The sequence below is a fragment of the Sphingobium sp. BS19 genome (genome assembly GCF_027925545.1).
Classification (GTDB): Bacteria; Pseudomonadota; Alphaproteobacteria; order Sphingomonadales; family Sphingomonadaceae; genus Sphingobium.
On the sequence record NZ_BSEF01000029.1, the window covers coordinates 1 to 24,440 of the forward strand.

The 24,440-nt window shown below is 61.1% G+C and carries 30 protein-coding genes; 16 read left to right on the forward strand and 14 right to left on the reverse strand.

What is annotated here, in order from left to right; all coding sequences use genetic code 11:
* Nucleotides 1-229: 229 nt before the first annotated feature.
* The 4 genes from QMG56_RS20885 to tldD all read right to left on the reverse strand — a co-directional run bounded on the left by QMG56_RS20885 (nucleotide 230) and on the right by tldD (nucleotide 4,383).
* Nucleotides 230-715, reverse strand: coding sequence for an outer membrane protein (locus QMG56_RS20885; protein WP_230186552.1), 486 nt, complete (start codon nucleotides 713-715; stop codon nucleotides 230-232).
* Nucleotides 716-1,005: 290 nt separating this feature from the next.
* Nucleotides 1,006-2,418, reverse strand: a complete 1,413-nt coding sequence (locus QMG56_RS20890) for an ammonium transporter (protein ID WP_230186553.1) — start codon at nucleotides 2,416-2,418, stop codon at nucleotides 1,006-1,008.
* 13 nt (nucleotides 2,419-2,431) lie between these two features.
* Nucleotides 2,432-2,770, reverse strand: coding sequence for a P-II family nitrogen regulator (locus QMG56_RS20895; protein WP_230186554.1), 339 nt, complete (start codon nucleotides 2,768-2,770; stop codon nucleotides 2,432-2,434).
* Between the two features lie 170 nt (nucleotides 2,771-2,940).
* Complete coding sequence (gene tldD / locus QMG56_RS20900) at nucleotides 2,941-4,383, reverse strand: metalloprotease TldD (protein ID WP_281824632.1); 1,443 nt, start codon at nucleotides 4,381-4,383, stop codon at nucleotides 2,941-2,943.
* A 370-nt stretch (nucleotides 4,384-4,753) separates the two neighbouring features.
* Between tldD and QMG56_RS20905 the strand changes: the two genes are divergently transcribed.
* Together QMG56_RS20905 and QMG56_RS20910 are read left to right on the forward strand one after the other, a co-directional pair.
* The gene (locus QMG56_RS20905; RefSeq protein ID WP_230186556.1) at nucleotides 4,754-4,969 is read left to right on the forward strand and encodes a hypothetical protein; all 216 of its coding nucleotides are present in this window, start codon (nucleotides 4,754-4,756) and stop codon (nucleotides 4,967-4,969) included.
* Nucleotides 4,941-5,981: a DUF6976 family protein gene (locus QMG56_RS20910; protein ID WP_281824633.1), complete on the forward strand. Its 1,041-nt coding sequence runs from the start codon at nucleotides 4,941-4,943 to the stop codon at nucleotides 5,979-5,981. Before QMG56_RS20905 ends, QMG56_RS20910 begins: the two co-directional genes overlap by 29 nt.
* Before the next feature lie 139 nt (nucleotides 5,982-6,120).
* On the opposite strand, the gene QMG56_RS20915 is transcribed toward QMG56_RS20910, so the two are convergent.
* Nucleotides 6,121-6,351: a zinc-finger domain-containing protein gene (locus tag QMG56_RS20915; protein WP_230186558.1), complete on the reverse strand. Its 231-nt coding sequence runs from the start codon at nucleotides 6,349-6,351 to the stop codon at nucleotides 6,121-6,123.
* 101 nt (nucleotides 6,352-6,452) lie between these two features.
* On the opposite strand from QMG56_RS20915, the gene QMG56_RS20920 reads away from it, so the two are divergent.
* Together QMG56_RS20920 and nadB are read left to right on the forward strand one after the other, a co-directional pair.
* Nucleotides 6,453-7,382, forward strand: coding sequence for an ABC transporter ATP-binding protein (locus QMG56_RS20920; protein WP_230186559.1), 930 nt, complete (start codon nucleotides 6,453-6,455; stop codon nucleotides 7,380-7,382).
* Between the two features lie 108 nt (nucleotides 7,383-7,490).
* Nucleotides 7,491-9,095: an L-aspartate oxidase gene (gene nadB / locus QMG56_RS20925; protein ID WP_230186560.1), complete on the forward strand. Its 1,605-nt coding sequence runs from the start codon at nucleotides 7,491-7,493 to the stop codon at nucleotides 9,093-9,095.
* Between the two features lie 91 nt (nucleotides 9,096-9,186).
* Here the strand turns inward: nadB and QMG56_RS20930 are convergent, their stop codons facing one another.
* Together QMG56_RS20930 and QMG56_RS20935 are read right to left on the reverse strand one after the other, a co-directional pair.
* Nucleotides 9,187-9,360, reverse strand: a complete 174-nt coding sequence (locus tag QMG56_RS20930) for a hypothetical protein (RefSeq protein WP_230186561.1) — start codon at nucleotides 9,358-9,360, stop codon at nucleotides 9,187-9,189.
* Nucleotides 9,361-9,436: 76 nt separating this feature from the next.
* The gene (locus QMG56_RS20935) at nucleotides 9,437-10,285 is read right to left on the reverse strand and encodes an alpha/beta fold hydrolase (RefSeq protein WP_281824636.1); all 849 of its coding nucleotides are present in this window, start codon (nucleotides 10,283-10,285) and stop codon (nucleotides 9,437-9,439) included.
* 175 nt (nucleotides 10,286-10,460) lie between these two features.
* Here QMG56_RS20935 and QMG56_RS20940 point away from each other — a divergent pair, with 175 nt between their 5' ends.
* On the forward strand, nucleotides 10,461-11,603 hold the full coding sequence (locus QMG56_RS20940) for a serine hydrolase (RefSeq protein ID WP_281824638.1): 1,143 nt from the start codon (nucleotides 10,461-10,463) through the stop codon (nucleotides 11,601-11,603).
* A 120-nt stretch (nucleotides 11,604-11,723) separates the two neighbouring features.
* On the opposite strand, the gene QMG56_RS20945 is transcribed toward QMG56_RS20940, so the two are convergent.
* Both QMG56_RS20945 and QMG56_RS20950 read right to left on the reverse strand, forming a co-directional pair.
* The gene (locus tag QMG56_RS20945; RefSeq protein WP_281824639.1) at nucleotides 11,724-11,912 is read right to left on the reverse strand and encodes a hypothetical protein; all 189 of its coding nucleotides are present in this window, start codon (nucleotides 11,910-11,912) and stop codon (nucleotides 11,724-11,726) included.
* A 53-nt stretch (nucleotides 11,913-11,965) separates the two neighbouring features.
* Nucleotides 11,966-12,196, reverse strand: a complete 231-nt coding sequence (locus tag QMG56_RS20950) for a hypothetical protein (RefSeq protein WP_281824640.1) — start codon at nucleotides 12,194-12,196, stop codon at nucleotides 11,966-11,968.
* A gap of 394 nt (nucleotides 12,197-12,590) precedes the next feature.
* Between QMG56_RS20950 and polA the strand changes: the two genes are divergently transcribed.
* Nucleotides 12,591-15,371, forward strand: a complete 2,781-nt coding sequence (gene polA / locus QMG56_RS20955) for a DNA polymerase I (protein WP_281824642.1) — start codon at nucleotides 12,591-12,593, stop codon at nucleotides 15,369-15,371.
* A gap of 15 nt (nucleotides 15,372-15,386) precedes the next feature.
* A complete protein-coding gene (locus QMG56_RS20960; protein ID WP_281824643.1) occupies nucleotides 15,387-15,764 on the forward strand; it encodes a hypothetical protein in 378 nt (125 codons plus the stop codon).
* 7 nt (nucleotides 15,765-15,771) lie between these two features.
* On the opposite strand, the gene QMG56_RS20965 is transcribed toward QMG56_RS20960, so the two are convergent.
* Nucleotides 15,772-16,659 carry a prephenate dehydratase gene (locus tag QMG56_RS20965; protein ID WP_281824644.1) on the reverse strand — a complete coding sequence of 296 codons (888 nt, stop codon included), beginning with the start codon at nucleotides 16,657-16,659 and terminating at the stop codon, nucleotides 15,772-15,774.
* Between the two features lie 148 nt (nucleotides 16,660-16,807).
* On the opposite strand from QMG56_RS20965, the gene QMG56_RS20970 reads away from it, so the two are divergent.
* The gene (locus tag QMG56_RS20970; protein ID WP_230186568.1) at nucleotides 16,808-17,428 is read left to right on the forward strand and encodes a cytochrome c family protein; all 621 of its coding nucleotides are present in this window, start codon (nucleotides 16,808-16,810) and stop codon (nucleotides 17,426-17,428) included.
* 44 nt (nucleotides 17,429-17,472) lie between these two features.
* Entirely contained in the window at nucleotides 17,473-17,652 is a 180-nt protein-coding gene (locus QMG56_RS20975; RefSeq protein WP_230186569.1) for a hypothetical protein, read from the forward strand.
* 12 nt (nucleotides 17,653-17,664) lie between these two features.
* Here QMG56_RS20975 and QMG56_RS20980 read toward each other — a convergent pair whose 3' ends face one another.
* Together QMG56_RS20980 and QMG56_RS20985 are read right to left on the reverse strand one after the other, a co-directional pair.
* Complete coding sequence (locus QMG56_RS20980) at nucleotides 17,665-18,798, reverse strand: M14-type cytosolic carboxypeptidase (RefSeq protein WP_281824646.1); 1,134 nt, start codon at nucleotides 18,796-18,798, stop codon at nucleotides 17,665-17,667.
* A complete protein-coding gene (locus tag QMG56_RS20985; RefSeq protein WP_281824648.1) occupies nucleotides 18,795-19,385 on the reverse strand; it encodes a hypothetical protein in 591 nt (196 codons plus the stop codon). Before QMG56_RS20985 ends, QMG56_RS20980 begins: the two co-directional genes overlap by 4 nt.
* Before the next feature lie 187 nt (nucleotides 19,386-19,572).
* Between QMG56_RS20985 and ykgO the strand changes: the two genes are divergently transcribed.
* On the forward strand, nucleotides 19,573-19,698 hold the full coding sequence (gene ykgO / locus QMG56_RS20990) for a type B 50S ribosomal protein L36 (protein ID WP_003046794.1): 126 nt from the start codon (nucleotides 19,573-19,575) through the stop codon (nucleotides 19,696-19,698).
* A 10-nt stretch (nucleotides 19,699-19,708) separates the two neighbouring features.
* Complete coding sequence (locus QMG56_RS20995; protein WP_281824650.1) at nucleotides 19,709-20,320, forward strand: HAD family phosphatase; 612 nt, start codon at nucleotides 19,709-19,711, stop codon at nucleotides 20,318-20,320.
* Between the two features lie 108 nt (nucleotides 20,321-20,428).
* Here QMG56_RS20995 and pyk read toward each other — a convergent pair whose 3' ends face one another.
* Nucleotides 20,429-21,880, reverse strand: a complete 1,452-nt coding sequence (gene pyk / locus QMG56_RS21000) for a pyruvate kinase (RefSeq protein WP_281824651.1) — start codon at nucleotides 21,878-21,880, stop codon at nucleotides 20,429-20,431.
* A 113-nt stretch (nucleotides 21,881-21,993) separates the two neighbouring features.
* Here pyk and QMG56_RS21005 point away from each other — a divergent pair, with 113 nt between their 5' ends.
* The 5 genes from QMG56_RS21005 to QMG56_RS21025 all read left to right on the forward strand — a co-directional run bounded on the left by QMG56_RS21005 (nucleotide 21,994) and on the right by QMG56_RS21025 (nucleotide 24,192).
* Nucleotides 21,994-22,290 carry a DUF1244 domain-containing protein gene (locus QMG56_RS21005; protein WP_375713744.1) on the forward strand — a complete coding sequence of 99 codons (297 nt, stop codon included), beginning with the start codon at nucleotides 21,994-21,996 and terminating at the stop codon, nucleotides 22,288-22,290.
* A gap of 92 nt (nucleotides 22,291-22,382) precedes the next feature.
* The gene (locus tag QMG56_RS21010; RefSeq protein WP_230186574.1) at nucleotides 22,383-22,625 is read left to right on the forward strand and encodes a DUF2312 domain-containing protein; all 243 of its coding nucleotides are present in this window, start codon (nucleotides 22,383-22,385) and stop codon (nucleotides 22,623-22,625) included.
* 267 nt (nucleotides 22,626-22,892) lie between these two features.
* Nucleotides 22,893-23,021 (forward strand): type II toxin-antitoxin system Phd/YefM family antitoxin, encoded by a 129-nt coding sequence (locus tag QMG56_RS21015; protein WP_281824659.1) that lies wholly within the window; start codon nucleotides 22,893-22,895, stop codon nucleotides 23,019-23,021.
* Nucleotides 22,976-23,377, forward strand: coding sequence for a hypothetical protein (locus QMG56_RS21020; RefSeq protein WP_281824653.1), 402 nt, complete (start codon nucleotides 22,976-22,978; stop codon nucleotides 23,375-23,377). Before QMG56_RS21015 ends, QMG56_RS21020 begins: the two co-directional genes overlap by 46 nt.
* Before the next feature lie 233 nt (nucleotides 23,378-23,610).
* Nucleotides 23,611-24,192, forward strand: coding sequence for a biosynthetic peptidoglycan transglycosylase (locus QMG56_RS21025; protein ID WP_281824655.1), 582 nt, complete (start codon nucleotides 23,611-23,613; stop codon nucleotides 24,190-24,192).
* 119 nt (nucleotides 24,193-24,311) lie between these two features.
* On the opposite strand, the gene QMG56_RS21030 is transcribed toward QMG56_RS21025, so the two are convergent.
* A partial coding sequence (locus QMG56_RS21030; protein WP_037452737.1) for a transposase occupies nucleotides 24,312-24,440 on the reverse strand: 129 nt, incomplete at its 5' end.

Sequence of the window (24,440 nt, forward strand, 5' to 3'; positions counted from 1 at the left end):
GTTCCGCGCCGACCGCTCCTGCCCGACAGTTGCGTTGCCGCTTATGCCGAACAGGACCTTTCTTTCCCGTATATCTGGCCAGACAGATAGGAAGTGCTGTGGCATATAACCTATATGGTTCATTATGTCAAGAAAAATGTGCCGTCACACCAGTCGCTGAGGTAACCGTATCCCGCACAAAAAAAGGCGGCGCGCTGGCGCCGCCTTTCCCATGGAATAAGCCGCTGAATTAGAAGCGGTAGCCTACGCCGATGACGGTCTGGTACAGTTCCACACCGAATTCATAGTTGCCGTACCGTGTTTCCACATTGGCAAAGAGGTTGCCGAACTTCTGTTCGACGCCAAGGCCGACCTTTACGCCGTCCAGCGAGCCGGGGAAGTTGTCTGCGTCCAGGTTGGAGTAACCAGCGGTGCCGTAAACCAACGTGCGGGGCGTAGCCTTGAAGCCGAAGCGACCGGCAATGGTCAGATCGCGAAGGTCGGTGTTGTCGTCATCGAACAGGCCGGTGTACGAACCGGTGACGCCAACAACGGTGGTGCCCAGATCGAAATCGTAACCAGCATTGATGCCGTAGCTGGCCTTGTCCGTGCCTGCGAAATCATCGTCAACGGCACCGATTTCCACGCCAACGCGGGCACCCTGAAATTCCTGAGCGAGGGCCGGCGTGGCGACAACAGCAGTGGCCACGGCAACAACGGCTAAAATGCGCTTCATTGTAATCATTTTCCTTTGTTTCGGTCACGTTATGGTGTGACGCGCTGCCCCTAGGGGTCTGGGCGTGCAGATGCATGCGCAAACTGCGCCCGACTGAGCAATCGCAGCATTGCTGTCACAATTTTGCAACAATGCGTCCGGCCTATCCGGGCGAACGCCTGGTCTGAGCCTTTTTCCAACCGGGGACGCGCAAAAAAAGGCCGATGCTTGCGCACCGGCCCAGGGTTGTTCGCAGGAGGAACATCGGGTGGCGGGCGGGCCGTTATGGTGGCCCGCCCTGCCGAACTCTTTTAGTAATTATAGGCGCGTTCGCCGTGGCTGGAGAGGTCGAGGCCTTCCTGTTCGGCGTCTGCGGTAGGACGAAGACCGATGGTCTTGTCGATGATGAAGAACAGGATCGCGCTGCCGACACCCGACCAGACCAGTGTCAGGACAACGGCCTTGATCTGGGTGATGATCTGCGCGCCCATGTCATAGACGCCCACGCCCGCCGGGAAGACGGTGTAGTCGAAGAAGCCCTGACCGCCCAAGGCCGGGTCAGCGACGATGCCGGTGCCGATTGCGCCGACGATGCCGCCGACGCAGTGGACGCCGAACACGTCGAGGCTGTCGTCATAGCCGAACTTCTGCTTCACCGAAGCGACGAAGAGGTAGCAGATCGGCGAGACGATGAAGCCAAGCACGATGGACGTCATCGGCGCGGCGTAACCCGAAGCCGGGGTGATGGCGACCAGACCGGCCACGGCGCCCGTCACTGCACCGAGCAGCGAAGGCTTGCCATGATGGAACTGTTCGATCAGCGCCCAGGAGACGGCTGCCGCAGCAGTGGCAACGAAGGTGTTGATGAAGGCAACAGCGGTGACGCCATTGGCTTCGAGGTTGGAACCGGCGTTGAAACCGAACCAGCCGACCCACAGCAGGCTCGCGCCGATCATGGTCATGGTCAGCGAGTGCGGTGCCATCGGTTCCTTGGGATAGCCGATGCGCTTGCCGATCATGATGCAGCCGACGAGGCCCGCGATACCGGCGTTGATGTGCACAACGGTGCCGCCAGCGAAGTCGAGCGCGCCCATGCCCCACAGGAAGCCATAGTCGGTCGGTGCATCAGGCAGGAAGTCGGGACCCGCCCAGTACCAGACCATGTGCGCGATCGGGAAGTAGATGACCGTGAGCCATGCCACCACGAACACCATCAGCGCCGAGAACTTCACACGTTCGGCAAAGGCGCCGACGATGAGGGCTGGCGTGATGCACGCGAAGGTCATCTGGAAAATGACGAACACGAATTCAGGCAGATAGACGTTGTTGCTGAACGTCGCGGCATAAGTGGTGCCCGATACGCCCATCAGGAACGCCTTGGAGAAGCCGCCGACGAAGACGTTGTTGCTGGTGAAGGCCATCGAATAGCCCCAGCAGCACCAGACCAGCGCCGCGACCGAGACGATCATGAACACCTGCATCAGGACGCTGAGCATGTTCTTGGTACGGACGAGGCCGCCGTAGAACAGCGCAAGCGCGGGGACGGACATCATCAGTACGAGGACCGAGGATACCAGCATCCAGGCGACGTCGCCCTTGTTGACCATGGTGGCCATCTGTTCGACGGTCGGTGCCTTGATCGGACCGGCAAAGGCCGGCGCGGCGGCGAACAGGGAAGCGGCAATCGCCCCCATCGCACCGCAAAGTTTCTTGGAAACAGTCATTATTCCCCCTTCCTTACAGCGCGGTTTCGCCGGTCTCGCCCGTGCGGATGCGCACGGCCTGACTCACATCGAGAACGAAAATCTTGCCATCGCCGATTGCGCCGCTGTTGGCGGCCTGCTGCGTCGCTTCGACAACACGCGGTGCCAGATCGTCGTCGCAAACGACTTCGATCTTGATCTTCGGAACCATGTTCGTCGAATATTCGGCGCCGCGGTAAATTTCGGTCTGGCCCTTCTGGCGACCGAAGCCTTTAACTTCGCTGACCGTCATGCCCGCAATGCCAAGAGTGGAAAGTGCCTCTCGTACATCGTCAAGCTTGAACGGCTTTATGATAGCCATGACAAGTTTCATATCGCCCCCTTATTCTGGTGTGCGATAGAAAGGTCAGCAAGGACCGTGCCAGTTTCTTAAACGTGCGTTAACACGGCGTTAGGGCGAGACGATACGAGTCGCGACGCTAAAAAATTGTGCAGCGCGGCAGAACTGCTTAAATTTTGGGCACTGTTAGGGCCCAAAGACGATCAGGCGGCGGTGCCACCGACCGTCAGGCCTTCCATCAGCAATGTCGGCTGGCCGACGCCCGCAGGAACGCTTTGCCCGCCCTTGCCGCACATGCCGATGCCTTCGTCGAGCGCCATGTCGTTGCCGATGCCCGTGACCTTGGTAAGCGCAGTGGGACCGTCGCCGATCAGGGTCGCGCCCTTGATCGGGTCGCAGATCTTGCCGTCCACGATGCGATAGGCTTCGGTGCAGGAGAAGACGAACTTGCCCGACACGATGTCGACTTGTCCGCCGCCGAAGCTCTTGGCGAAGATGCCGTTTTTGACGCGGCTGAGCAGTTCGGCGGGATCGTCATTGCCGCCGCGCATGAAGGTGTTGGTCATGCGGGGCATGGGGGCGTGGGCATAGCTTTCGCGGCGACCGTTGCCGGTGGCGGGAACGCCCATCAGGCGCGCGTTCAGGCGATCCTGCATGTAGCCGCGCAGGATGCCATCCTCGATCAGCACGTTTTCCTGGGTCGGCGTGCCTTCGTCGTCGATGCTGAGCGACCCGCGGCGGTTGGCGATGCTGCCGTCGTCGACCACGGTGACGCCGGGCGCAGCGACGCGCTGTCCCACGCGACCGGAGAAAGCCGATGTGCCCTTGCGGTTGAAATCGCCTTCGAGGCCGTGGCCGATGGCTTCGTGCAGGACGATGCCGGGCCAGCCGGGGCCGAGGAGAACGGTCATCTCCCCCACAGGCGCAGCGACGGAGGAGAGGTTGACGCGCGCCTGTGCCAGCGCTTCGTCGATGGCGCGGTTCCAGATGGTGGGCGACATCACCTGATCGTAGAGATAGCGTCCGCCAATGCCGAACACCCCGGTTTCGCGGCGGCCGTTTTCTTCGAGGATGACCGAGACGTTGAGGCGGACGAGCGGGCGGATGTCGCTGGCGGTGAAACCGTCGGCGCGGACGACTTCGACGACCGACCAGCTTCCGGCGAGATTGACCGACACCTGCGCGACGCGCGGATCGCGGGCGCGGGCGGCCGCGTCGATCTCTGCGCAGAGTGCCACCTTCTCAGCGAAGGGGACGATCTCCATCGGATTGGCGTCGGTGTAGAGATGGCGGTTGGTGCGCTGCGGCGGGGCTGCTGCGGTGGCGGTCGCGGGATCGAGCAGGGTCAGCGTCTCGGCAGCGCGGCGGATCGCGGCTTCGCTGATGTCGTTGGCATGGGCAAAGCCGGTCATCTCGCCCGATACGCCGCGCAGGCCGAAGCCGGCATCGGTGGAATAATCGGCGGTCTTCAGGCGACCGTCATCGAAACCGAAACTCTCCGACGCGCGATATTGGAGGTAGAGTTCGCCGTCATCGCACTTGCCCAGCGCCTGCGCAGTGAGGCGGCGGGCGCCATCGGGATCGAGCAGGCCGTCGCGATAGAGGAAGCCGCGGGCGTCGGTGAAGTGCGAAGTGATGTCGGTCATAGGGGGGATATAGGGGTGTGTATTCCCTGCACCAACCCCCATCAGACAGTTATAACCCTTGCCGCAACGCTACTCACCGTTCGGTTCGAGCAGCTTGGAGCGCAGTCGAGAAGCGTCCGTCGCGTATGCGGGGGGCGCCAAGCCCTGTTCTCGACAAGCGCGAACCGAACGGGGGTGGGGTGTTCTTGCGGTTAGGCTGGTTATTACAGGTTCGCGCCCGAAGCGATGCCGGGCAGCGCGCTTTGCGAGGTGAGTACTGCCCAGCCGCTCTTAAAACGGTCGCGCGCTCCAGGAAGTCCAGATTTAATTCTGCAATGCTCCAACCAACTGCGGTCAATCGACTATGATACCAGCAACAGAGGAGCAATAGATGGCCATACCGTTACCTACATCCCCTTGCTGGCAAAAGCTGGCGAACGGAGGACTGGCGGCACTGCGGACCAACAATGTCGCGACCCAGATGCTCATCAAGCGCATGGAGCGCAGCACCGCGCCTGCCGCGCAGAAGGCGGCGGAAATTCACGAATATTATGCGAAATGGGAGCGGAGCCTTGCTGATGAAATCGTTCAATTCAACCGTGGCTAAATCTCAGCCGACCAACGGCCTGCTCGCAATCGCGGAGGCGGTTGCGCTGATCGAGGCAGGACTGCCGCTATCAATCGCGGGTCCGGAATCGGCAATGGACATGCTGCCCTCCGGCAACTGGATCGGCAGCACCACCCCCTATTTCATGACCGTCGAAGGCGGTCGGGTGATTACCGAAGGTCAGGTCTTCGTAACGGACCTCTCCCGGATGGGAAGCGTCAGTGTCGCAGTCTATGATGCCGATCATCTGGCCGACATCTCGGGCAACGGCCCCGAACACGGCTTCTCCCTTGCGATAATTCCAGCAGGTTCGGTCTGCCACGAGCGATTCGCCAATGAAGCGGCTGACTATCCCCAAGCGTTTCTAAGCCCCACCGTGGGCTGGATCGCGGGTGTCGATCTTGCCGATCCCACGGCCTCGGCCAAGGTCTATGACGGAACCGGGCCAACCAAGCATGCCGACCGTGCGGTGGTTGCCCATATCGCCCAACCCGAGGACGTGCTTGCGTCGATCGAAATCGTCAATCCGTTCAAACCGGGCGATGGCGACGTCTTACGTTTCGAAAATACGGATTTCGCGCCCACGCATTGCATCGTCAACGGTCAGCCTACCAACTTCGCCGCCTATCTTGTCGAGCACGGCATGGATGGTGGCATGTTGCCGCTGATCGGCGATTTCGCGGGTGCCCCCATCAATGTCTCGATCAAATCGGTCGATCGCGACACGCAGGTGGCAACGCTCTACGCGCCGGTGTTTCCCGGCGTGGACTATCGTTTCGCCGCTCCGCTTGTCGACTACGCCGGGACCTTCCGCGAAAAACTCGCCAACCACTCGCTCGAAGGGGCTGTCTGGTCCTGCAATTGTATTCTGAACTTCCTCCACGGGTCGCTTGAGGGCAAGGCCATCGGAGGCATTGCGGGGCCTGTCACCTTCGGTGAGATCGCTTACCAATTGCTCAATCAAACAATGGTGCTCGTGCGCCAGAATGCGCCTGACGAAAACGAAGGGTGACAAATCCGGAAGCGACGTCTGCCTAGCAATGACGCCGCGATCTGCATCTATCTTGGCCTGTCCCGATTGGGGCAGGCCAAACTTCTAATTCGGCAGGAGATCAGTCTGGACTCCTGCTTTAGCAGGAGTGCGGCAGCGCCTACTGTACGCTTGCGCCCGAAGCGATGTCGGGGAGTGTGCTTTGGTCCGCGCCGTCGGCGGGGCCGCCCACCAGTATGAAGCGGCGGTCGCAATAGCCGCAGTCGACATAGCCCTTTTCGTCGATCTCCAGATAGACGCGCGGATGGCCGAGCGCGGCGGGGATGTCGCCCGATCCGTCGCAGGATACGCGGGTCTTGGCGGTGCGGAGGATTTCGGGGGGCTGGATCATGGCCCACGCCTGTATCATCGCCGCCCATGCCCCGCAATATGCCGCGCCGCAATATCGCGGTTACTCGACCTTCCGGTTCGTGCGCGCTAAGAGCATGTCCCATGAGCACCGCATCGCAAGCCGCCATCGTCATCGATAATCTGTCCAAGGTCTACAAGGGCGGGAAGCAAGCGCTCGACCATGTGTCGTTCGAAGTGCCGCGCGGGCAGATATTCGGGCTGTTGGGCCCGAACGGCGCAGGCAAGTCGACGCTGATCAACATCCTGTCGGGGATGGTGAACAAGACAAGCGGGTCGGCGCGCATCTGGGGCTTCGACATTGACGAGAATCCGCGCAATGCGAAGAACTCCATCGGGATTGTGCCGCAGGAGATCGTGTTCGATCCGTTCTTTACGCCGTTCGAGACGCTGGAGAATCAGGCAGGCTTCTATGGCGTGGCCAAGGGCGCGCGGAAATCGATGGAGTTGCTGCGCGCGGTGCATCTGGAGGACAAGGCGAACGCTTATGCCCGCACGCTGTCGGGCGGCATGAAGCGGCGGCTGCTGGTGGCCAAGGCGATGGTGCATTCGCCGCCGATCCTGGTGCTGGACGAGCCAACGGCGGGCGTGGACATTTTGCTGCGCCAGCAATTATGGGCCTATGTGAAGCAGCTCAATGAGCAAGGCGTGACGATCGTGCTGACGACGCATTATCTGGAGGAAGCCGAGCAGTTGTGCGACCGGATCGCGATCATCAACCACGGTCGGCTGATTGCGAATAAGCCGACACGCGAACTGGTCGGCATGGCGACCGAAAAGGTCGTGCAGGTGACGGTGGACCGCGATCTGGACGCAGCGCCCACCCATGCACGATTCGAGAAAGTCGAGCTGACGGCGGGTCGGGTGCTCACGATCACTTATGCCAAGGACAAGGCCAATGCCGGCGAAGTGCTGAGCGCGGTGCAGGGCATGGGGCTGCAGATCGTGGACGTGGTGACGCGCGACCCGGATCTGGAGGATGTGTTCCTTAATCTGACGGCGGCGGCTGCGTAACCCTCGCCTGATTTCCGTTCGTGTCGAGCGAAGTCGAGACACGCTCGCGCAAACCTTAAGAATAATGTCCCTCGACTTCGCTCGGGACGAACGGTGTAAGAGAGAATAATGCCCACCCAAAATTACGACGTCATCATCATCGGTTCCGGCGCGGCGGGGCTTACGGCGGCTATCAATCTGGCGCAGGACAGGCGCGTGCTGGTGCTGGCCAAGGGCGCGCTGGATGGCGGGTCGACCAACTGGGCGCAGGGCGGGATCGCGGCGGTGCTGGATGGCGGCGACAGCTTTGCCGAGCATGTCGAGGACACGATGGTGGCAGGCGCGGGCCTCAACAATCGCGAGACAGTCGAGTTCGTCGTCGAGAACGCCCCGGCGGCCATCGAGCGGCTGGCCGAACTGGGCGTGCCGTTCAACGCCGGCGAGGGCTTTGGCGAGCGCTGGCACCTGACGCGCGAAGGCGGGCACAGCCATCGCCGGATCGTGCATGTCGACGATGCGACGGGCGCAGCGGTGCAGCGGGCGCTGGTGAAGGCAGCGCAGGCCAATCCCAACATCACGCTGATGAGCGACATGGTCGCCATCGACCTTATCACGTCGCGTCATGGCGTACGGTATTCGGGCGATGGGCATGTGTGGGGAGTCTATGCCTTCAACAAGACGACCAAGCATATCGATGCGCTGCTGGGCAAGGCGACGATATTGGCGACGGGCGGGGCAGGGCGGACCTATCTGTTCTCCACGGCGCCGCGCGGCGCGACGGGCGACGGGATCGCCATGGCCTGGCGCGCGGGGTGCCGGGTGTCCAACATGGAAATGAACCAGTTCCATCCGACCTGCCTCTACAATCTGGAGGTCAAGAATTTCCTGATTACCGAAGCGATGCGCGGCGAAGGCGGGAAGCTGAAGCTGCCGCCGGGCGTGCCGGGTGGCGGAAAGCGGTTTATGGACCGGCACGATTCGCGCGGCGAACTGGCCCCGCGCGACGTGGTGGCGCGGGCCATCGACCATGAGATCAAGCGGCTGGGCCTCGATTACGTCCACCTCGATATCAGTCACAAGCCGCCCGAGTTCATTAAGGAGCATTTCCCGACGATCTATGCGCGGCTGCTCGATCTCGACATCGACATCACCAAGGAGCCGATCCCGGTGGTGCCGGCGCAGCATTATACCTGCGGCGGGGTAGTGATCGATCTGGACGGGCGCACCGACTTGCCGGGATTATATGCGGCAGGCGAAGTGACCGAGAGCGGGTTGCATGGCGCCAACCGGCTGGCGTCCAATTCGCTGCTGGAATGTTTCGTCTTCGGCGAGGCGGCGGCGCAGCACATCCGCGCGAACTGGGACAGCCTGCCCTGCCCACCGCCGATCCGGGCGTGGGACGAAAGCCGCGTGACCGATTCGGACGAGGAAGTGATCGTCCAGCATAACTGGCGCGAAATCCGCCGGTTCATGTGGGACTATGTCGGCATCGTGCGGACCACCAAGCGGCTGGAGCGCGCCAAGCATCGCATCGACCTGCTCGCGCAGGAAGTGGATGACTATTACGGCAATTTCCGGGTGACGCCCGATCTGATCGAATTGCGCAACCTGCTGGAAGTGGCGCGGCTGATCGTGCGATCCGCCTTGCATCGCAAGGAAAGCCGGGGGCTGCACTATATTCTGGATTATCCCGAAACGCTGCCCGAGGCAGTGGATACGGTGTTGGTGCCGTAGGGCGATCGCAAAACGCCGTCTCCCCCAAAAAAAAGGACGTGCCGGGTAAGCCCGGACACGCCCAAGGGGGAGGAGAAAGGGGGTGGGCTCCTCAGATCATCGCAACGATGACCATCACGGCGATAGTCCAGATCAGGATCAGGACTGGCAATATGTACATTTGAACGGCAGCAGCGCGGCGATCCAGCGGGCCGCTTTCGCACATCACGACATTGGCCGACGGCGTTCCGTGGGAATGGCTGTCTGCGGAAATATGAGCGGTCATATCGCTACTCCTTCAGGCTATGAAGAAGAATTAGGTCGCCGGTACGCGGGGCACATTGATTGAAATCAAACAGCGCTCAGCGTTTCAGAAAGCCCTGCAGGATGGTCGCGAATTTCGCGGGCTGGTCCGCCATGACGACATGGCCGCTGGGCCCGATGGGGGTCAGCAACGGCGCTTTGGCGGGGGCGTAGGCCGTGCGGTAGCGCTGCGTCTGCGACTGGCGCTGTTGCGCGTCGCCGCCGATGGCATAGACGACCTGCAAGGGCGCGCGCAGGGTCTTGAGGCGGGGGCCGAGATCGGTTTGGGCGAGTTCGCGCAGGGCATTGGCGATGACGTCCGGGTCGCTGCCCTTGGCGCCGGGCTGATTCTGCAGCATTTGCGAGAAAAGCTGGCGACCTGCCTTTGTGCCGGTGAAATAGTCGCCAAGCTGCTGCGCGAGATAGCCCATGCCGCTGGATGTGCCGCCGACCATGCCTGCGCCATCCGGCAGCATATCGACCACCATGACGCGGCTGAGCGCCGGGGTGGGGCGCATCGCCAGCAGCATGGCAAGCGTGCCGCCCATCGAATGACCGACCACGGCGGGACGGATCAGCCTGGCCTGCGTGATATAGCTGGCCAGATCGTTGACCAGCGGCGTCAGCAGCGGTCCGCTCTTGTTCGCGTCGGGCGCTAGGCCTGCAAACCCGCGCACCTGCACCAGATGATAGCGATAGCCGGGAATGGCCGCGATGGTGCCACCCCAGATGCCGGGGCCGCTGGCAAGGCCGGGGATCAGCAGAACGTCGGGTCCGTTGCCGCGCACGGTGACGCTGATGCGGCGCGAGGCGAAGGGCGCGGCGGCGGCACGAGAACCGCCGAACGCCAATGTGGCAAGGCCGGTTATCAGGGCGGTACGGCGGTCGAAGAGGATTTTTCCGGGCATGTCCTCTCCTTTGAAACAGGGTGGCTGAACGCACAATGACGCTTTGCGTTGCGTCGTTCATGCTCCTTACATCGCAGCTATGGAATCATTCGCCGCATCGTCCTTGCGTTTGGGGCAGGCAGAGCGGGAAAGTCAGGCTATTGAATATGCGGGCAAAAGAGCAATCGGGGTGAACATGACGATCAAGCGACGCGGTCCGGGGGACGGCAAGGCGCGCTTTCGGCGCTATGCGTCGCTGGGCGTTGTGCTCGGCGCATTATGTTCGTGCGTGGGGGGAGCGACGCCGCCGCCTGCGCGTGTGGCAGCGGTGACGCCGCGTACCGTCGCGCAGCCGCAGCGCCCCGTCGCCAATCCGCCCGTCGCGATTCCGGAATATAATCCGCGCAGTACGCCGTCGCCTGCACTGGTCACCATCATCCAGTCGCTGGGGCGCAATTTCAAGGGGCATGTCGGGATCGCAGTGCGCCGCGTCGATGCGGACTGGACGGTCGCCTGGAACGGGACGCAATTGTTTCCGCAGCAAAGTGTGTCGAAGCTGTGGGTCGCGATGACATTGCTGGATGCCGTGGACCGGGGCAAGGTTTCACTGAGCGAAGCAGCCATCGTCCGGCGGGAGGACATGACGCTGTTTCATCAGCCGCTTGCCAGCCTGATCGGCGCGAGCGGGTATAAAACGACGCTGTCGGACCTGATGACGCGCGCAATGACGCAAAGCGACAATACCGCCAACGATATGCTGCTGCGGCGCGCGGGCGGGCCGGAAGCGGTGCGCGGCTTTCTGGCGCGGCGGTTCGTGAGCAATGTCCGGTTCGGGCCGGGCGAACGGCTGCTGCAAAGCACAACGGCAGGCTTGAGCTGGAACCCCAGCTATTCGCAGGGGCGCAATTTTTACACCGCGCGGGCGAATCTGCCCAAGAGCGTGCGGGAGAAAGCGCTCGACGCCTATCTCGCCGATCCGATGGACGGGGCGGCACCGTCTTCGGTGGTGATGGCGCTGGCCAAGCTCAAGCGCGGGGAAATGCTCTCACCTGCGTCGACGCGGCTGCTGCTGACGACGATGGGGCAAGCGAAGACCGGGCCGCAGCGGATCAAGGGCGGCGTCCCTGCGGGGTGGAGCTATGTGCACAAGACCGGCACAGGGCAGGAACTCGCGCCGCGCTCGACCGGGTATAACGACATCGGCATCATGACGGCACCCGACGGCACGAGCTATGCCGTGGCGGTGTTCATCGGCAGCACGACGGTGCCGATCCCGGTGCGGTGGGAATTGATGCAGTCGGTGGCGAAGGCAGTCGCGGCGAACCACGACAAGCGGTGATTTGACGCTGCTGCCTGCACCGTCATCCCGGACGTGATCCGGGATCCCGCTACCTTCCTTAAGAGAGAAGCGGGATTCCTGCCTCCGCGGGGATGACGGGAAGCGACCATTTTTTGCCGTTTACTTCATGACTTGCTGCGCCCAGTTGCGGACATAGTGCGCACCTCGCTGGGGGATGCAGCGTTGCGCGAAGAAACAATTGCCGAAGTTGGCTTGGATGGTGAGCAGCGCGTGTTCGTTCGTCCAGAGAAAGGCGGGACGCGCGGAAATCCGGCGCTTGCCGTCGGGCGATATACCACCGCCCGGCATAGCGAATGGACAAGTTCAGGTGACCGGAGAGCGCTGGGAGGTAAGTAAAAGTGTTACCGTAATTCCTCTTTGATAAATCCCTGATCCCATTCGATGACGTCGATCTCATAATCGTCAATTATAAAATCGTCAGGATAATCTACAAAACCTGGCTTATTTTTGAGAATTTTTACTGCCTCTTCAGCTTTTAATTTGCTCGAAAAAATTCCAATTATTTTACTTTCAAAAATATCATCTCCTGAATATTCAATGCTGTGTGCATGCTTAACTAAATAAATATTCAAATCTAGCCTCCTCAATTACTTGATTGACATTTTTTATATGACTGTATTCATGGCCTTGCTTACCAATTTTTGACCAATTGCCTTCTCCGTATAGTGTGTTCATGACGTCATTGGCGTGCTTTTCGCAGCTTTCGCCATTCTCCGCGTTCGTTATGCGAAACTCACAGATTCTGCATCAAGCAAAGAACGGTAAAAAACCTCCATACTCGGCGATGCGAAAAACTGATGCGTTTCGGCGTGCGTATTCGATGTCGACTTTCAGATGGTGCGGACCTAAAAGCCGCCAGTCGCCTTCCCACCCAAGATAGACACTCGCTCGGTCAACGCGGCCTCACAATCGGCGCACCACATCCAAAGATTTGGCACGCCCTCCCGCTTCCGCTATCCCCCTCCGATGTCCCAGAATCACCTCTATCTCGTCGATGGCAGCGGCTATATTTTTCGCGCCTATCATCAGCTTCCGCCGCTGACCAACAAGCATGGGCAGCCAGTGGGGGCGGTCTATGGCTATACGTCGATGCTGTGGAAGCTGGCGGCGGAATTGGGCGCGGCGGAGGGGCCGACGCATATGGCGGTCATTCTGGACAAGGGATCGCACACCTTCCGCAATGACATGTACGACAAATACAAGGCGAACCGTCCGCCTGCGCCCGAAGACCTGATCCCGCAATTCCCGATGATCCGCGATGCGACACGCGCCTTTTCGCTCCCCTGTATAGAGGAAGCGGGGTTCGAGGCGGACGATATCATTGCGACTTATACCAAGCAGGCGGTGGCTGCGGGATGGCATGTGACCATCGTGTCGTCCGACAAGGACTTGATGCAGCTCATTCAGCCCGGCGTCGACATGTACGACACGATGAAGAATGAGCGGCGCGGGCCGGACTATGTCATGGGCAAGTTCGGCGTTAAGCCGGAGCAACTGGGCGATGTGCTGGCGCTGATGGGCGACAGCGTCGACAATGTGCCGGGGGTGCCGGGGATCGGGCCGAAGACGGCGTCGAAGCTGATTACCGAATATGGCGATCTGGAAAGCGTGCTTGCCGCTGCGCCGGACATGAAACCGTCGAAGATGCGGGACAATCTGATCGAGCATCAGGAGATGGCGCGGTTGTCGCGGCGCCTGGTGGAGCTGCACAGCGCGATGACCCTGCCCGAGCCGCTGGAGGATTTGTCGCTCAAGGGCATACCGGAAGAACCGCTGCGCGTGTTTCTGGAGCATCATGGGTTCAAGGCGCTGCTCAATCGGCTGGGCGGCGGCGCAGCAGCGGTGGCGGTTGCTGCGGTGGCCGCCAGCGTGGGCGAGGTGCCGCCTGCGCCGATCCGCGAAGATGCGCCACCTGTGGATTGCTCGGCCTATGAAACGGTGGTGACGGCAGAGGCGCTGGACCGCTGGATCGCGGCGGCCCATGCCGAAGGGGTCATCGCCATCGATACCGAGACTGACAGCCTCAACAGCGTGAGCGCCAAGCTGGTGGGGGTGAGCCTCGCCACCGGTCCCAACAAGGCGTGCTACATCCCGGTCGGGCATGGCGGGACCGACATGTTCGCGGAGAAGCCCGAGCAATTGCCGCTCGATGTGGTGATTGGCAAGCTGGCACCGCTGCTGGCCGACGACAGCGTGCTGAAGGTCGGGCAGAACCTGAAATACGACATGACGGTACTGGCGCGGCATGGAATCGCCATTGCGCCGTTCGACGATACCATCGTCATGAGCTTCGATCTGGATGCCGGGCAGAGCCTGTCTGGGCATGGCATGGACGAAGCGGCGCGGACGCATCTGGGCCACACGTGCATCAGCTTCAAGGATGTGGTGGGCAGCGGGAAGGCGCAGATCAGCTTTGCCGAGGCACCGCTGGATCGCGCGACGGCCTATGCGGGTGAAGATGCCGATGTGACGCTGCGCCTGTGGAACGTGTTCAAGCCACGTTTGCATGAAGAAGGCGCGACGCGGGTGTACGAACTGGTCGACCGTCCGCTGGTGCCGGTGATCGCCGCCATGGAGCGGACCGGGATCAAGGTGGATCGCGAGCATCTCTCGCGCTTGTCGGGCGAGTTCGCCGAGGGCATCGCGACGCTGGAAACGGAAATTCACGCGCTTGCGGGGCAACCCTTCGCCATTGGCAGCACGCAGCAGCTTGGCGCGATCCTGTTCGACAAGCTGGGCCTGAAGGGGGGTAAGAAAGGCAAGTCGGGGGCCTATTCCACCGATGTCACCATTCTTGAAAAGCTGAAAGCCGAAGGGTCGGAAATTTCGGGCAAGGTGCTGGACTGGCGGCAGCTTTCGAAGCTCAAATCCACCTATACTGACGCGCTGCAGGCGCAGATCAATCCGCAGACGGGGCGGGTCCATACCAGCTATAGCCTGACCGGTGCGCAGACCGGGCGGCTGTCGTCGACCGATCCGAATTTGCAGAATATTCCAATCCGTACCGAAATCGGGCGGCAGATACGCCATGCTTTCGTCGCGGAGGCAGGCAATGTCATTCTGGCCGCCGATTATAGCCAGATCGAATTGCGGCTGGCGGCGCATATGGCCGATGTGCCCGCGTTGAAGGAAGCCTTTGCCGCGGGCGAGGATATTCACAACCGCACGGCGCAGGAACTGTTCGGCGAAGTGAACCGCGATACGCGCGGGCGGGCGAAGACGATCAACTTTGCGATCCTCTACGGCATCAGCCGCTGGGGGCTGGCCGCGCGGCTGGAAATCGGCGCGGACGAAGCGCAGGACATGATCAGCCGCTATTACGAGCGCTTTCCCGGGATCAGCGTCTACATCAACGAGACTTTGGAGAAGGTGCGCGCGCGGGGATACACCGAGACTTTGTTCGGGCGGAAGACATGGTTCCCCCGGATCAAGGCGTCGATCCAGCATGAACGCCAAGGTGCGGAGCGCGCCGCGATCAATGCGCCGATTCAGGGGACCAGTGCGGACATCATCAAACGCGCGATGGTGCGCATGGGACCGGCGCTGACGGCGGCGGGGCTGACGGATGTGAAGATGCTGTTGCAGGTGCACGACGAACTGGTGTTCGAACTGCCAGAGGGCGATATCGAGGCGGCCAGTGCGGTGATCCGCGACGTGATGGCAGGCGCGGCGGAGCCGATGGTCACTCTGAGTGTGCCGCTGGGCGTGGAGATCGGGACGGGGCCGAGTTGGGGCGCGGCGCATTAGATGAAGGGGTAAGCGGTGGCAGAATCTCTCGAACAGGTGTTTTCCGTTCTGCGCGAAACGATTCTGCGGTCGGCAAGCGTAATGGACGTTGCAACGGACGAACCGGGTAATGTGGTGCTGAAAGCGTGCTGGTCAGAACCGGGAAAAAAAGAGCCAGCGTGGTTCGGTGCCGTGCAGCTCAAGAAGAACTACGTCTCCTATCATCTCATGCCGCTCTACGCTCTCCCGGCGTTGCTCGATAGTGTGCCAGTGGACCTGCAAAAGCGGATGCAGGGGAAAAGCTGTTTCAACTTCAAAAAGATCGAGCTCGATCTATTCGAGGCGCTGGAGCGGCTGACCGCTACCTGTGCGGATATCTATTCCAAGCCGATTTCCGCTACGCTACATTCCTGAGAACAGGTCAGCTCCGCGGGCGTGCCTGTCGGTAGCTTCCTAGCACCCGCACCCATTTGGTGTGGAACTTCAGTTCCTCCAGCGCGCGGTCGACGGTGGGGGTGCCGGGCATTCCTTCGATGTCGGCGAAAAATTCGGTCATCGCAAAGCTGGCGCCGCGTTGATAGCTTTCCAGCTTGGTCATGTTGACGCCGTTGGTCGCAAAGCCGCCCAGCGCCTTGTACAGCGAGGCCGCGACGTTGCGGACTTCGAAGAGGATCGTGGTCATCACCGGGCCGCTGCCATGGGGCAGGAGCGGGTCACGCGAAAGGACCACGAAGCGCGTCATGTTGTCGTCGCTATCCTCGATATTCTCCGCGATCAGGCGCAGGCCGTAGATTTCCGCTGCCAGATAGGGCGCGATGGCGGCTGCGCCGGGCTCTTGCGTTTCAGCGACCAGAGCGGCGGCGCCGGCGGTGTCGGCATAGTTGATCGGCTGGATATTCTGCGCGCGCAGATAATGGCGGCACTGGCCGATGGCCTGCGGATGGCTGATTGCGCTGGTCACCGGCGCGTCGGTGGCAGCCATCAGGCAGTGGCGAATGCGCAGGAAATATTCGTCGACGATGTGCAGACCCGATTCGGGCAGCAGGAAATGCATGTCGGCGACGCGCCCGTAGAGCGAATTTTCGATGGGGATGACCGCACGATCCGCCCTGCCTTCGCGCACGGCGTCGATCGCGTCCTCGAACGCGAAGCAGGGCAGGGGGATGCAATCGGGCGCATAGCTCAGCGCAGCGAGATGCGAGTTGGCCCCCGGCGCACCTTGATACGCAATGGCTCTGGCGGGATCGCGGGCTGCCTTTTCCGCCATTTCGGCGACGAGGTGCTGCGCAGGAAGAGGATAAGCGTCCATAGGCGTGACGGCGCTTAAGGTGTTGTGCAGACCGACGCAAGCCGCGCTTGCGCGTTCGCGCTTGCGTCATTATGGCAGCCCGCATAAGGGAGCGCGGGAATCTATAGAAGATCGCGCCAGGGCGGATCATTCGGAGGAAATCGGACGCATGGACGATCGTTTCAATACTATTGCTGGCTGGGCGCTGTTCGCAGGCATCGTTGCACTCGGCGGATCGATCGTCAGCGGCAAGATGTTCCATGACGAACGTCCCGAGAAGATGGGCTATGCCATCGAAGGCGTAGAAGCCGAAGGCGGCGCAGGCGCGGCGGAAGGCCCGAGCATCGCCACTTTGCTGGCCACGGCGGATGTCGCGGCGGGCGAGAAGGTGTTCGGCAAGTGCGCCGCGTGTCACACCGTCACGCAAGGCGGGGCGAACGGCATCGGTCCCAACCTGTACGCCACGCTCGGCGAACCTATCGGCCAGGGCAAGGGCGGTTTTGCGTTCTCCGAAGCGCTGAAGGGCAAGGGCGGCAACTGGACCTTCGAAAGCATGGATGCGTGGCTGAAAAGCCCGCGTGCTTTCGCCGAGGGCACCAAGATGACCTTCGCCGGTCTGGGTAACGGCGTCGATCGCGCCAATGTGATCGCGTATCTCAATGCGCAGGGTTCCAACCTGCCGCTGCCGGCTGCCGATGCGGCGCCTGCGGCTGCAGAGGGTGACAATGCTGCTGCGCCTGCCGACAACGCTGCCAATGCGGCAGCGCCAGCGGCCAACGCAGCGGAATAATCACACGCACTAATGATTAAGGTTGTTGGGCTATAGCCGGTGCCATGTTCGGCATCGGCTATTCCCGTTTGTTCAAAAGTCGCTGGGCGGCGCTGTTGTGGGCGGCAGCGGTGCTATTCTCTGCCTGGTCCTTTGCCAGCGATCCGCCTGCGGGCGGCGATGTCGCGAACGACGCAGACGCTGTGTCCAACGCGCAGATCACGGCGATTGGCGACGCCTTCTGATTGCGCGCCGACTCAGAGGTCGGCGATAATCTCCGCCAGCACGGCCATACAATCCTTGCCCAGTTGCGCGGACCGCGCCGGGGACCAGCCGAAATCGGGATCGGGCAAGTCGTCATTGTCCTTGAACGGCATTTCGAGCGTCATGCTGACCGCGCCATAACGCTCGGCCAGTTGCGCCGTCGACATGGTGAGATTCGCGCGACCCGGCGCGCCAAGGGGATAGCCGAGCTTCGTCTGGAAATCGGGCGTCCGAATCGCCAGCGTGTCGCGGAAGCGGTTGTAGAGGTCGAGCCGGTCCTGTTTCAGCGACGGGATGCCTTCGAACCCGGCGACGAACACGGCGGGAATCGCTTCGTCGCCATGCACGTCCATCGCGAAGTCGACGCCGGTGCGGTCCATCTCGGCACGGACGAGGAACACTTCGGGGCTGCGCTCCATGCTCGGTTCGGCCCATTCGCGGTTGAGGTTCACCCCCGCCGCATTGGTGCGCAGATGGCCGCGACGGCTGCCATCCGGGTTCATGTTGGGGACGATGTGGAAGGTTGCATGCTGGCGCAGCAGACGCGCGACGCTGTCCTCCATGTCGCACAGGCGTTCCAGCGCGCCTTCCATCCACCACTCCGCCATCGTTTCGCCGGGATGCTGGCGGGCATAGAGCCAGACGTGCTTCGGTCCCTCGCCTAGCGTCAGCAGGTCGAGCGGCTGCCCGTCCAGCGTGGTGCCCAGTTCGCGCGTCTCGACGCCCGGCTGGTTCGCTGCCCAGCTTATGAGGTCGTGATGCCGCTCCATCGAATAGGGCGCAAAATAGGCGACCCAGACGCTGTTGCTGTCTGGCGAGAGGTGGATGGTCAGCACGCCGTCGGCATAGTCGGTATCGGCTTGCAGCCAGTTCTCACGATCTTCGCTGAAGCGGGCCTGATAGCCTGCCCAGCCATCGGGATAGGCGGACCCTGCGCAATTGACGATCCGCAGGGTGATGTCTTCACCCGCGCCCCCGGCCACCCGGAAATGGAACCACTGATAAAAGTCGCTCTGATGATCGGTGACGATCTCCAGATCGGCCGTCAGGTCTGTGGTGGAAAGGACGCGGATGTTGCCGCCATCGAAGGCGCCAGTGATCGAGAGGAGGGTGTTGGATAAGGTCATTTCACCGTTATAGTGCGCCCGGACTCGCCCGGATAGCCCCCGATCAGCGCGGCGGCGAGTTTGGCCGCGGCCATGTTAGGCTGGGCGGCGGGGGTGCCTTCCTTGGCGCTGGTGATCGCGCGGCCTTCCCACACCGCTTGCGAATCGCCGCGACGGCGAATCTGCACGCGCATTTCGGTGGTGATATAATCCTTGGGCTTACCCGCCAGATTGATGCCGATGCCTACGCCCAGCCCGCTGCCGTAACTGCCCGTCGAGCCGCCGACGCCGACGCTGACGGGGTTGCCCGACCGATCGGGACCGGAGGGCCGATAGCTGCGCTGCAGGCCGACGAGCACCTGATAGTCGCTGCGGCCTTCGCGAATTTCCGTGAAGCCCACGCGCTGCAATTCATTGCCGACGGCAGCGGCATAAGTGCGGAATTCCAAGCTGATGTCCGGGTTGCCGATCATTTCCTCAATCGCCACAGTGCCGCTGACCGGCGGGTTGGCGGTGTGGAAGCGCGTAACCTCGACCGGCGGCACCGCCGTCGCGCAGGCGGACAGGGAAAGCGCCAGCAGGCTGGTGGCGAGAATCGACTTCATCATGACTTGTCTCCGGGGTGCGGAACGCGCGATAGCGGCTTTTGCTGCATCCTGCCTGAACGGGATATGGCCGAAGTGCAATGGAATGGCAGAAAAACAGGGTGACCGCGCCTTGACTTTACTGCCCCCGCCCCATAGTGGCGACGCTTCGTTTTTCGACACAACAGAATCAATTGAAAGCTGCGTTCCCATGAAGATCCGCAACTCGCTGAAGTCGCTCAAGGACCGTCACCGCGATAACCGCGTGATCCGTCGTCGCGGCCGCACGTACGTCATCAACAAGACGAATCGCCGGTTCAAAGCCCGCCAGGGCTGAAAACCTGCCGATGGGGAGCATCGCCGCTGTCATTTTCGACATCGGCAATGTGCTCTTTCCCTGGCATCCGCGTATTCTCTATAAGCGCCTGATCCCCGACGATCAGGCGCTTGACGTGTTTCTGCGCGATGTCGTGTCCGAACAATGGCATTTCCAGCATGATGCCGGGCGCGATTTTGCCGACACCAGCGCGGAACTGATCGCGCAATATCCCCAGCATGAAGCCCTGATTCGGCTGTGGAAGCCGCGCTTCGCCGAAAGCGTGGGCGCGCCGATTGCCGGGATGGAGGCGCTGCTGAACGACCTGTCGGCGCGCGGGGTGCCGTTGTTCGCGATCACCAATTTCAGCCATGAATTCTGGCCGCCTTTTCTGGACGCGCATCCCGCGATCTTCGGGCATTTTCGCGATATCGTGGTGTCGGGGGTCGAGAAGCTGTCGAAGCCTGACCCCGCCATCTATCGCCTCGCGCTCGACCGATTCGGGGTGCGGGCGGAGGAAGCGTTCTTCATCGACGATCGAATCGACAATATCGAAGGCGCGCGGGGCGTCGGGATGATCGGGCATCATTTTCGGGATGCAGTGACATTGCGGGCAGCGTTGATGGACGTAGGCGTACTTTAAGGCGGGCGCTATTCCCGCGAAAGTGGGAACCCGTCTCGCTATCAGCGTGCAAGCCGCCATGACGAGAGATGGATTCCCGCCTTCGCGGGAATGACGAGGAGAGGAGCGTTACTCCCGGCCCTTCAGCTCGTCGCCGCGCACGTTCGATACATGGATCACGTTGGTCGATCCCGGCGTGCCGAAGGGGACGCCGGCCAGCACGATGATCTTGCGCCCTGCTTCGGCGAGGCTGTGGCGCAGGGCCATGCGGCGGGCCTTGCCGATCATTTCCTCGAAGCTGCCGATGTCCTTTGTCCGCACGGCGTGGACGCCCCAGAGCAGCCCCATCTTGCGCGCGGTGTCCTGACGCGGGGTGAGCGCCAATATGCGCACGGCGGGACGTTCGCGGGAGACGCGGCGTACGGTGCTGCCGCTCAGCGTGAAGCAGACGATGGCGCTGGCGCCCACGGTCGGCACGATGTTGGAGCAGGCTTCGGCAAGCGCGTCGGCGGTAGTGAGATCGGGCTTCGTCTCGGTGAAGTGCAGCCGGTCGAGATAGCGGGTGTCGCTTTCCACGCTCTGCGCGATGTTGTCCATCATCGCGACGGCCTCTTCCGGCCAGGCGCCGGCCGCCGTTTCGGCCGACAGCATGATCGCGTCGGCGCCGTCATAGACCGCCGTGGCCACGTCGGACACTTCGGCGCGGGTCGGCGTGGGCGCGGTGATCATCGATTCGAGCATCTGCGTGGCGACGACCACCGGCTTACCCATGCGGCGGGCGGCTTCCACGATCTGCTTCTGCAGCGGCGGAACCGCGTAAGGCGGCAATTCGACGCCCAGATCGCCACGCGCGACCATCACCGCGTCGGACAGTTCGAGCAGTTCGTCGAGCCGCTGAACGGCGGCAGGCTTCTCGATCTTCGCCATCAGTGCGCCGGAGCCGCCCATCAGCTTGCGTGCCTCGGCCAGATCCTCGGGCCGTTGCACGAAGCTCAAGGCGATCCAGTCCGCGCCTTCCTTCATCGCGAAGGAGAGGTCGCGGCGATCCTTGTCCGTCATCGCGGCCATCGGCACGACGACGTCGGGGACGTTCACGCCCTTGCGGTTGGAGAGGGCACCGCCGACCTCCACCAGCGTTTCGATGCGCTCCTCCAACACCTTCTGCACGCGCAGGACAAGCTTGCCATCGTCGAGCAGCAGGCGCGTGCCGGGCAGCAGCGCAGCATAGATTTCCGGGTGCGGCAAGTTAACGCGGCCGATGTCGCCGGGGGCGGGATCGCGGTCCAGCACGAACGGCTCCCCGACTTTCAGCACCGCGACGCCATTGGCGAAGGTGCCCACGCGCAGTTTCGGCCCCTGAAGGTCGGCGAGGATCGTGGTGGGGCGCCCGAATTCCTTTTCCAGCGCGCGGATCGACGCGATGTTGACGGCGTGATCCTCATGCGTGCCGTGGCTCATGTTGATGCGGAAAGCGTCTGCGCCCGCCAGATAGAGTTTGCGGATCATGTCCGGCGTGCTGCTGGCCGGGCCCAGAGTCGCAAGGATACGGACGTTACGGAGACGGGGAGGGATTTTCTTCACATGCACTCCTGGAGGAATCGTGGCTTGTTGCTGTGGGTGGCGCCGGTTTGATCCGGTGCCCTTTTCCGCTATCCCAGCTGCACGACAAGGATATTGCTTGATGGAGATTTATCTTGAGCACCATAATAGATGATGCCGTGGCTGCAACCGCCTTCCGCCGTCTGGTCGCACATTTGCAGCATCGTACCGATGTGCAGAACATCGACCTGATGGGGCTGGCGGGCTTCTGCCGCAATTGCCTGGCCGACTGGGTCGCCGAAGCGGACGGGGACATGACCCGCGATCAGGCCCGCGAAATCATCCACGGGATGCCCTTTGGCGAGTGGAAGGACAAGCATCAGGGCGAAGCGACGCCGGAACAACTCGCCCGCATGAAGGAAAGCGTGGCGAAGAACGCGGACAGGCATTAAGGCGCTCGTCACCGATTCATTTCACCCCCTTCGTTTGCGTTCCGATACCGTCGGGATGCACGGCCAGCGGGGTATGCCAGGGAGAATAGAGCATGAGCGAACCCAATGTCGCAGCAGACCAGTTGCGCCTGCTGATCGAACGTATCGAGCGGCTGGAAGAAGAGAAGAAGGGCATCGCCGACGACATCAAGGATGTGTACGGCGAAGCCAAGTCGACCGGGTACGACGTGAAGACGATCCGCGCGATCGTCCGCCTGCGCAAGATGGAAAACCATGTGCGGCAGGAAGCCGAAGCGCTGCTGGAAACATATAAGGCGGCGTTGGGGCTGGATTGAGCCGGGACGTAGGACCGAATATTCGGGGGGGCGGGCGCACGTGCGTCTGCCCCCATATTTTTGCGTCGGTTCGGCTATCGCGTGAAGGGGTGCATTGGGGCGGAAGGCCTCAAAGGCCTCAAAGGCCTCACCACCTCACCACCCATCTGGCCCTTCCGGCCAACCGTGGGCAGAGGGCGACGTGCTTGCATCCGGCGCTGTGCATTGTACAATGCTGGGATGGAGTCTTTGCCCTATTCTCGCGCGCGCGCCAATTTGAAGGGTGTGATGGATCGTGTTGTTCGGGATAAGGTTCCCGTGGCGATCACACGGCAGAAGGGTGAGGGGGTCGTTCTTGTGGCGGCCAGCGAATGGGCAACGATAGAAAAAACGATTTCTCCAAAGGGTTCTTCCTGAGAGGAGTGAAGCAGATGTCCGATATGACGCAGATTGATGTCGACCTTCCAGATGACCTGCATGCGTGGGTTGAGGCGAAGATCGCCAACGGCACATATGCGAGCATGAGCGATTATGCCTGCGATCTCATTCAGCGGGACATTAAGGCAGAAGACGTGCGGCAGCGATTGCAGGCTGCTGTGGATAGTGGACGCAGTTCGGGAATCAGTGACCGGGCTGTTGAACAGATTCTGGAAGATACGAAGGATTTTGATCTGGCCGAGGAGCGGATGAAGGGCTTTCGGGTAGGCGACGCCATTCCTCTGGCGGATGTGAAGACGGCCCTTTGCCAAACTCCCGATACAGATCGCGATTGAGTTTCTGCCGATGCGGTGAAGGAGTTGAAGAAACTCGACCGCACCGCCGCCGCCCGTATCGTCAAGACATTCGAAGAGCGCATCGGGGGGAGGTTTATCGTTAGGCTCAGTGCGATACAGCATGCCGTCGTATTAAGGAACGAGTGCTTGCCAAACCTCTGGTTTTGGCCATTTGTATAATCATGCGTCCAAAGCTTCCTACGTTAAGATCTTCTCTCCTGAGGATACATCGAGTGATTTTAGCAATCGCCGATGAAATCTCCATGATTGATAAATCGGCGAAGCTCACAAAGCTGGAAAAATTAGTTATTCTTCTGGAAGATCGAAGGTTTCTGGATCACCACGGTATCGATGTAAAATCAGTGTTCCGAGAAACGTTGAAGGCCGCTCGATTTAGTCGCCACGGCGGCGCAAGTACAATCGATATTCAATTATTTCGTACTGCATCTGACCGCTATGAACGCACCCTCCGAAGAAAATTACGTGAGTGGGTTGGAGCGGTAGTTCTGCAGCGAAAATTTACTAAATTGGCGATCTTGCGAATATATTTGCAAATCGCTTACTTCGGGACCGGGCTAAAAGGTTCTTCTGAAGCAGCTAGAGCTATGTTTCCCGAAAGTTTTGGAGAATATGATTGGGAACTAGACGACGAAAAACTCACGCTCGATCAAGCAGCTCAACTTGCAGCGTTACTCGTATATCCCAAACCGCGCGTCATTAACGCTAACTGGCAGGCCAAAGTCAGACGGAGAGCGAACTACGGCCTCGCCCTCTATGCGAGACGTGAAAAGCGACTTGATGAGATTTTGCGTTGACATCTTATCAATCTCGATGTGGTCGTATTTTACAACTACTCCAAAATGCATCTGTCTATGTAACAGCTTAGCTTCTCTCATCATATTTGCAGTAAAACTGAAAAAACTAGGGTCAGGACTCATTGATTGATCCAGAATATAACGGTCGCGGCGATGCAGATGGCGGACATGAAGGTATGGGCGCAACGATCGTAGCGCGTGTGGATGCGCCGCCAGTCCTTGATCCTGCCGAACATATTCTCGACTTT

Coding starts and splice junctions, on each gene's coding strand:
- QMG56_RS20985 (WP_281824648.1), bottom strand. CDS start 19,385: ATGATGAAGTCGATTCTCGCCACCAGCCTGCTGGCGCTTTCCCTGTCC.
- polA (WP_281824642.1), top strand. CDS start 12,591: ATGTCCCAGAATCACCTCTATCTCGTCGATGGCAGCGGCTATATTTTT.
- QMG56_RS20910 (WP_281824633.1), top strand. CDS start 4,941: ATGAAATCGTTCAATTCAACCGTGGCTAAATCTCAGCCGACCAACGGC.
- QMG56_RS20930 (WP_230186561.1), bottom strand. CDS start 9,360: ATGACCGCTCATATTTCCGCAGACAGCCATTCCCACGGAACGCCGTCG.
- QMG56_RS20890 (WP_230186553.1), bottom strand. CDS start 2,418: ATGACTGTTTCCAAGAAACTTTGCGGTGCGATGGGGGCGATTGCCGCT.
- QMG56_RS20905 (WP_230186556.1), top strand. CDS start 4,754: ATGGCCATACCGTTACCTACATCCCCTTGCTGGCAAAAGCTGGCGAAC.
- tldD (WP_281824632.1), bottom strand. CDS start 4,383: ATGACCGACATCACTTCGCACTTCACCGACGCCCGCGGCTTCCTCTAT.
- QMG56_RS21020 (WP_281824653.1), top strand. CDS start 22,976: ATGGGCAACGATAGAAAAAACGATTTCTCCAAAGGGTTCTTCCTGAGA.
- QMG56_RS20975 (WP_230186569.1), top strand. CDS start 17,473: ATGTTCGGCATCGGCTATTCCCGTTTGTTCAAAAGTCGCTGGGCGGCG.
- QMG56_RS21015 (WP_281824659.1), top strand. CDS start 22,893: ATGGATCGTGTTGTTCGGGATAAGGTTCCCGTGGCGATCACACGGCAG.
- QMG56_RS20995 (WP_281824650.1), top strand. CDS start 19,709: ATGGGGAGCATCGCCGCTGTCATTTTCGACATCGGCAATGTGCTCTTT.
- QMG56_RS20895 (WP_230186554.1), bottom strand. CDS start 2,770: ATGAAACTTGTCATGGCTATCATAAAGCCGTTCAAGCTTGACGATGTA.
- ykgO (WP_003046794.1), top strand. CDS start 19,573: ATGAAGATCCGCAACTCGCTGAAGTCGCTCAAGGACCGTCACCGCGAT.
- QMG56_RS20945 (WP_281824639.1), bottom strand. CDS start 11,912: ATGCCGGGCGGTGGTATATCGCCCGACGGCAAGCGCCGGATTTCCGCG.
- QMG56_RS20940 (WP_281824638.1), top strand. CDS start 10,461: ATGACGATCAAGCGACGCGGTCCGGGGGACGGCAAGGCGCGCTTTCGG.
- QMG56_RS20970 (WP_230186568.1), top strand. CDS start 16,808: ATGGACGATCGTTTCAATACTATTGCTGGCTGGGCGCTGTTCGCAGGC.
- QMG56_RS20920 (WP_230186559.1), top strand. CDS start 6,453: ATGAGCACCGCATCGCAAGCCGCCATCGTCATCGATAATCTGTCCAAG.
- nadB (WP_230186560.1), top strand. CDS start 7,491: ATGCCCACCCAAAATTACGACGTCATCATCATCGGTTCCGGCGCGGCG.
- QMG56_RS21010 (WP_230186574.1), top strand. CDS start 22,383: ATGAGCGAACCCAATGTCGCAGCAGACCAGTTGCGCCTGCTGATCGAA.
- QMG56_RS20935 (WP_281824636.1), bottom strand. CDS start 10,285: ATGCCCGGAAAAATCCTCTTCGACCGCCGTACCGCCCTGATAACCGGC.
- QMG56_RS20965 (WP_281824644.1), bottom strand. CDS start 16,659: ATGGACGCTTATCCTCTTCCTGCGCAGCACCTCGTCGCCGAAATGGCG.
- QMG56_RS20885 (WP_230186552.1), bottom strand. CDS start 715: ATGAAGCGCATTTTAGCCGTTGTTGCCGTGGCCACTGCTGTTGTCGCC.
- QMG56_RS20980 (WP_281824646.1), bottom strand. CDS start 18,798: ATGACCTTATCCAACACCCTCCTCTCGATCACTGGCGCCTTCGATGGC.
- QMG56_RS20915 (WP_230186558.1), bottom strand. CDS start 6,351: ATGATCCAGCCCCCCGAAATCCTCCGCACCGCCAAGACCCGCGTATCC.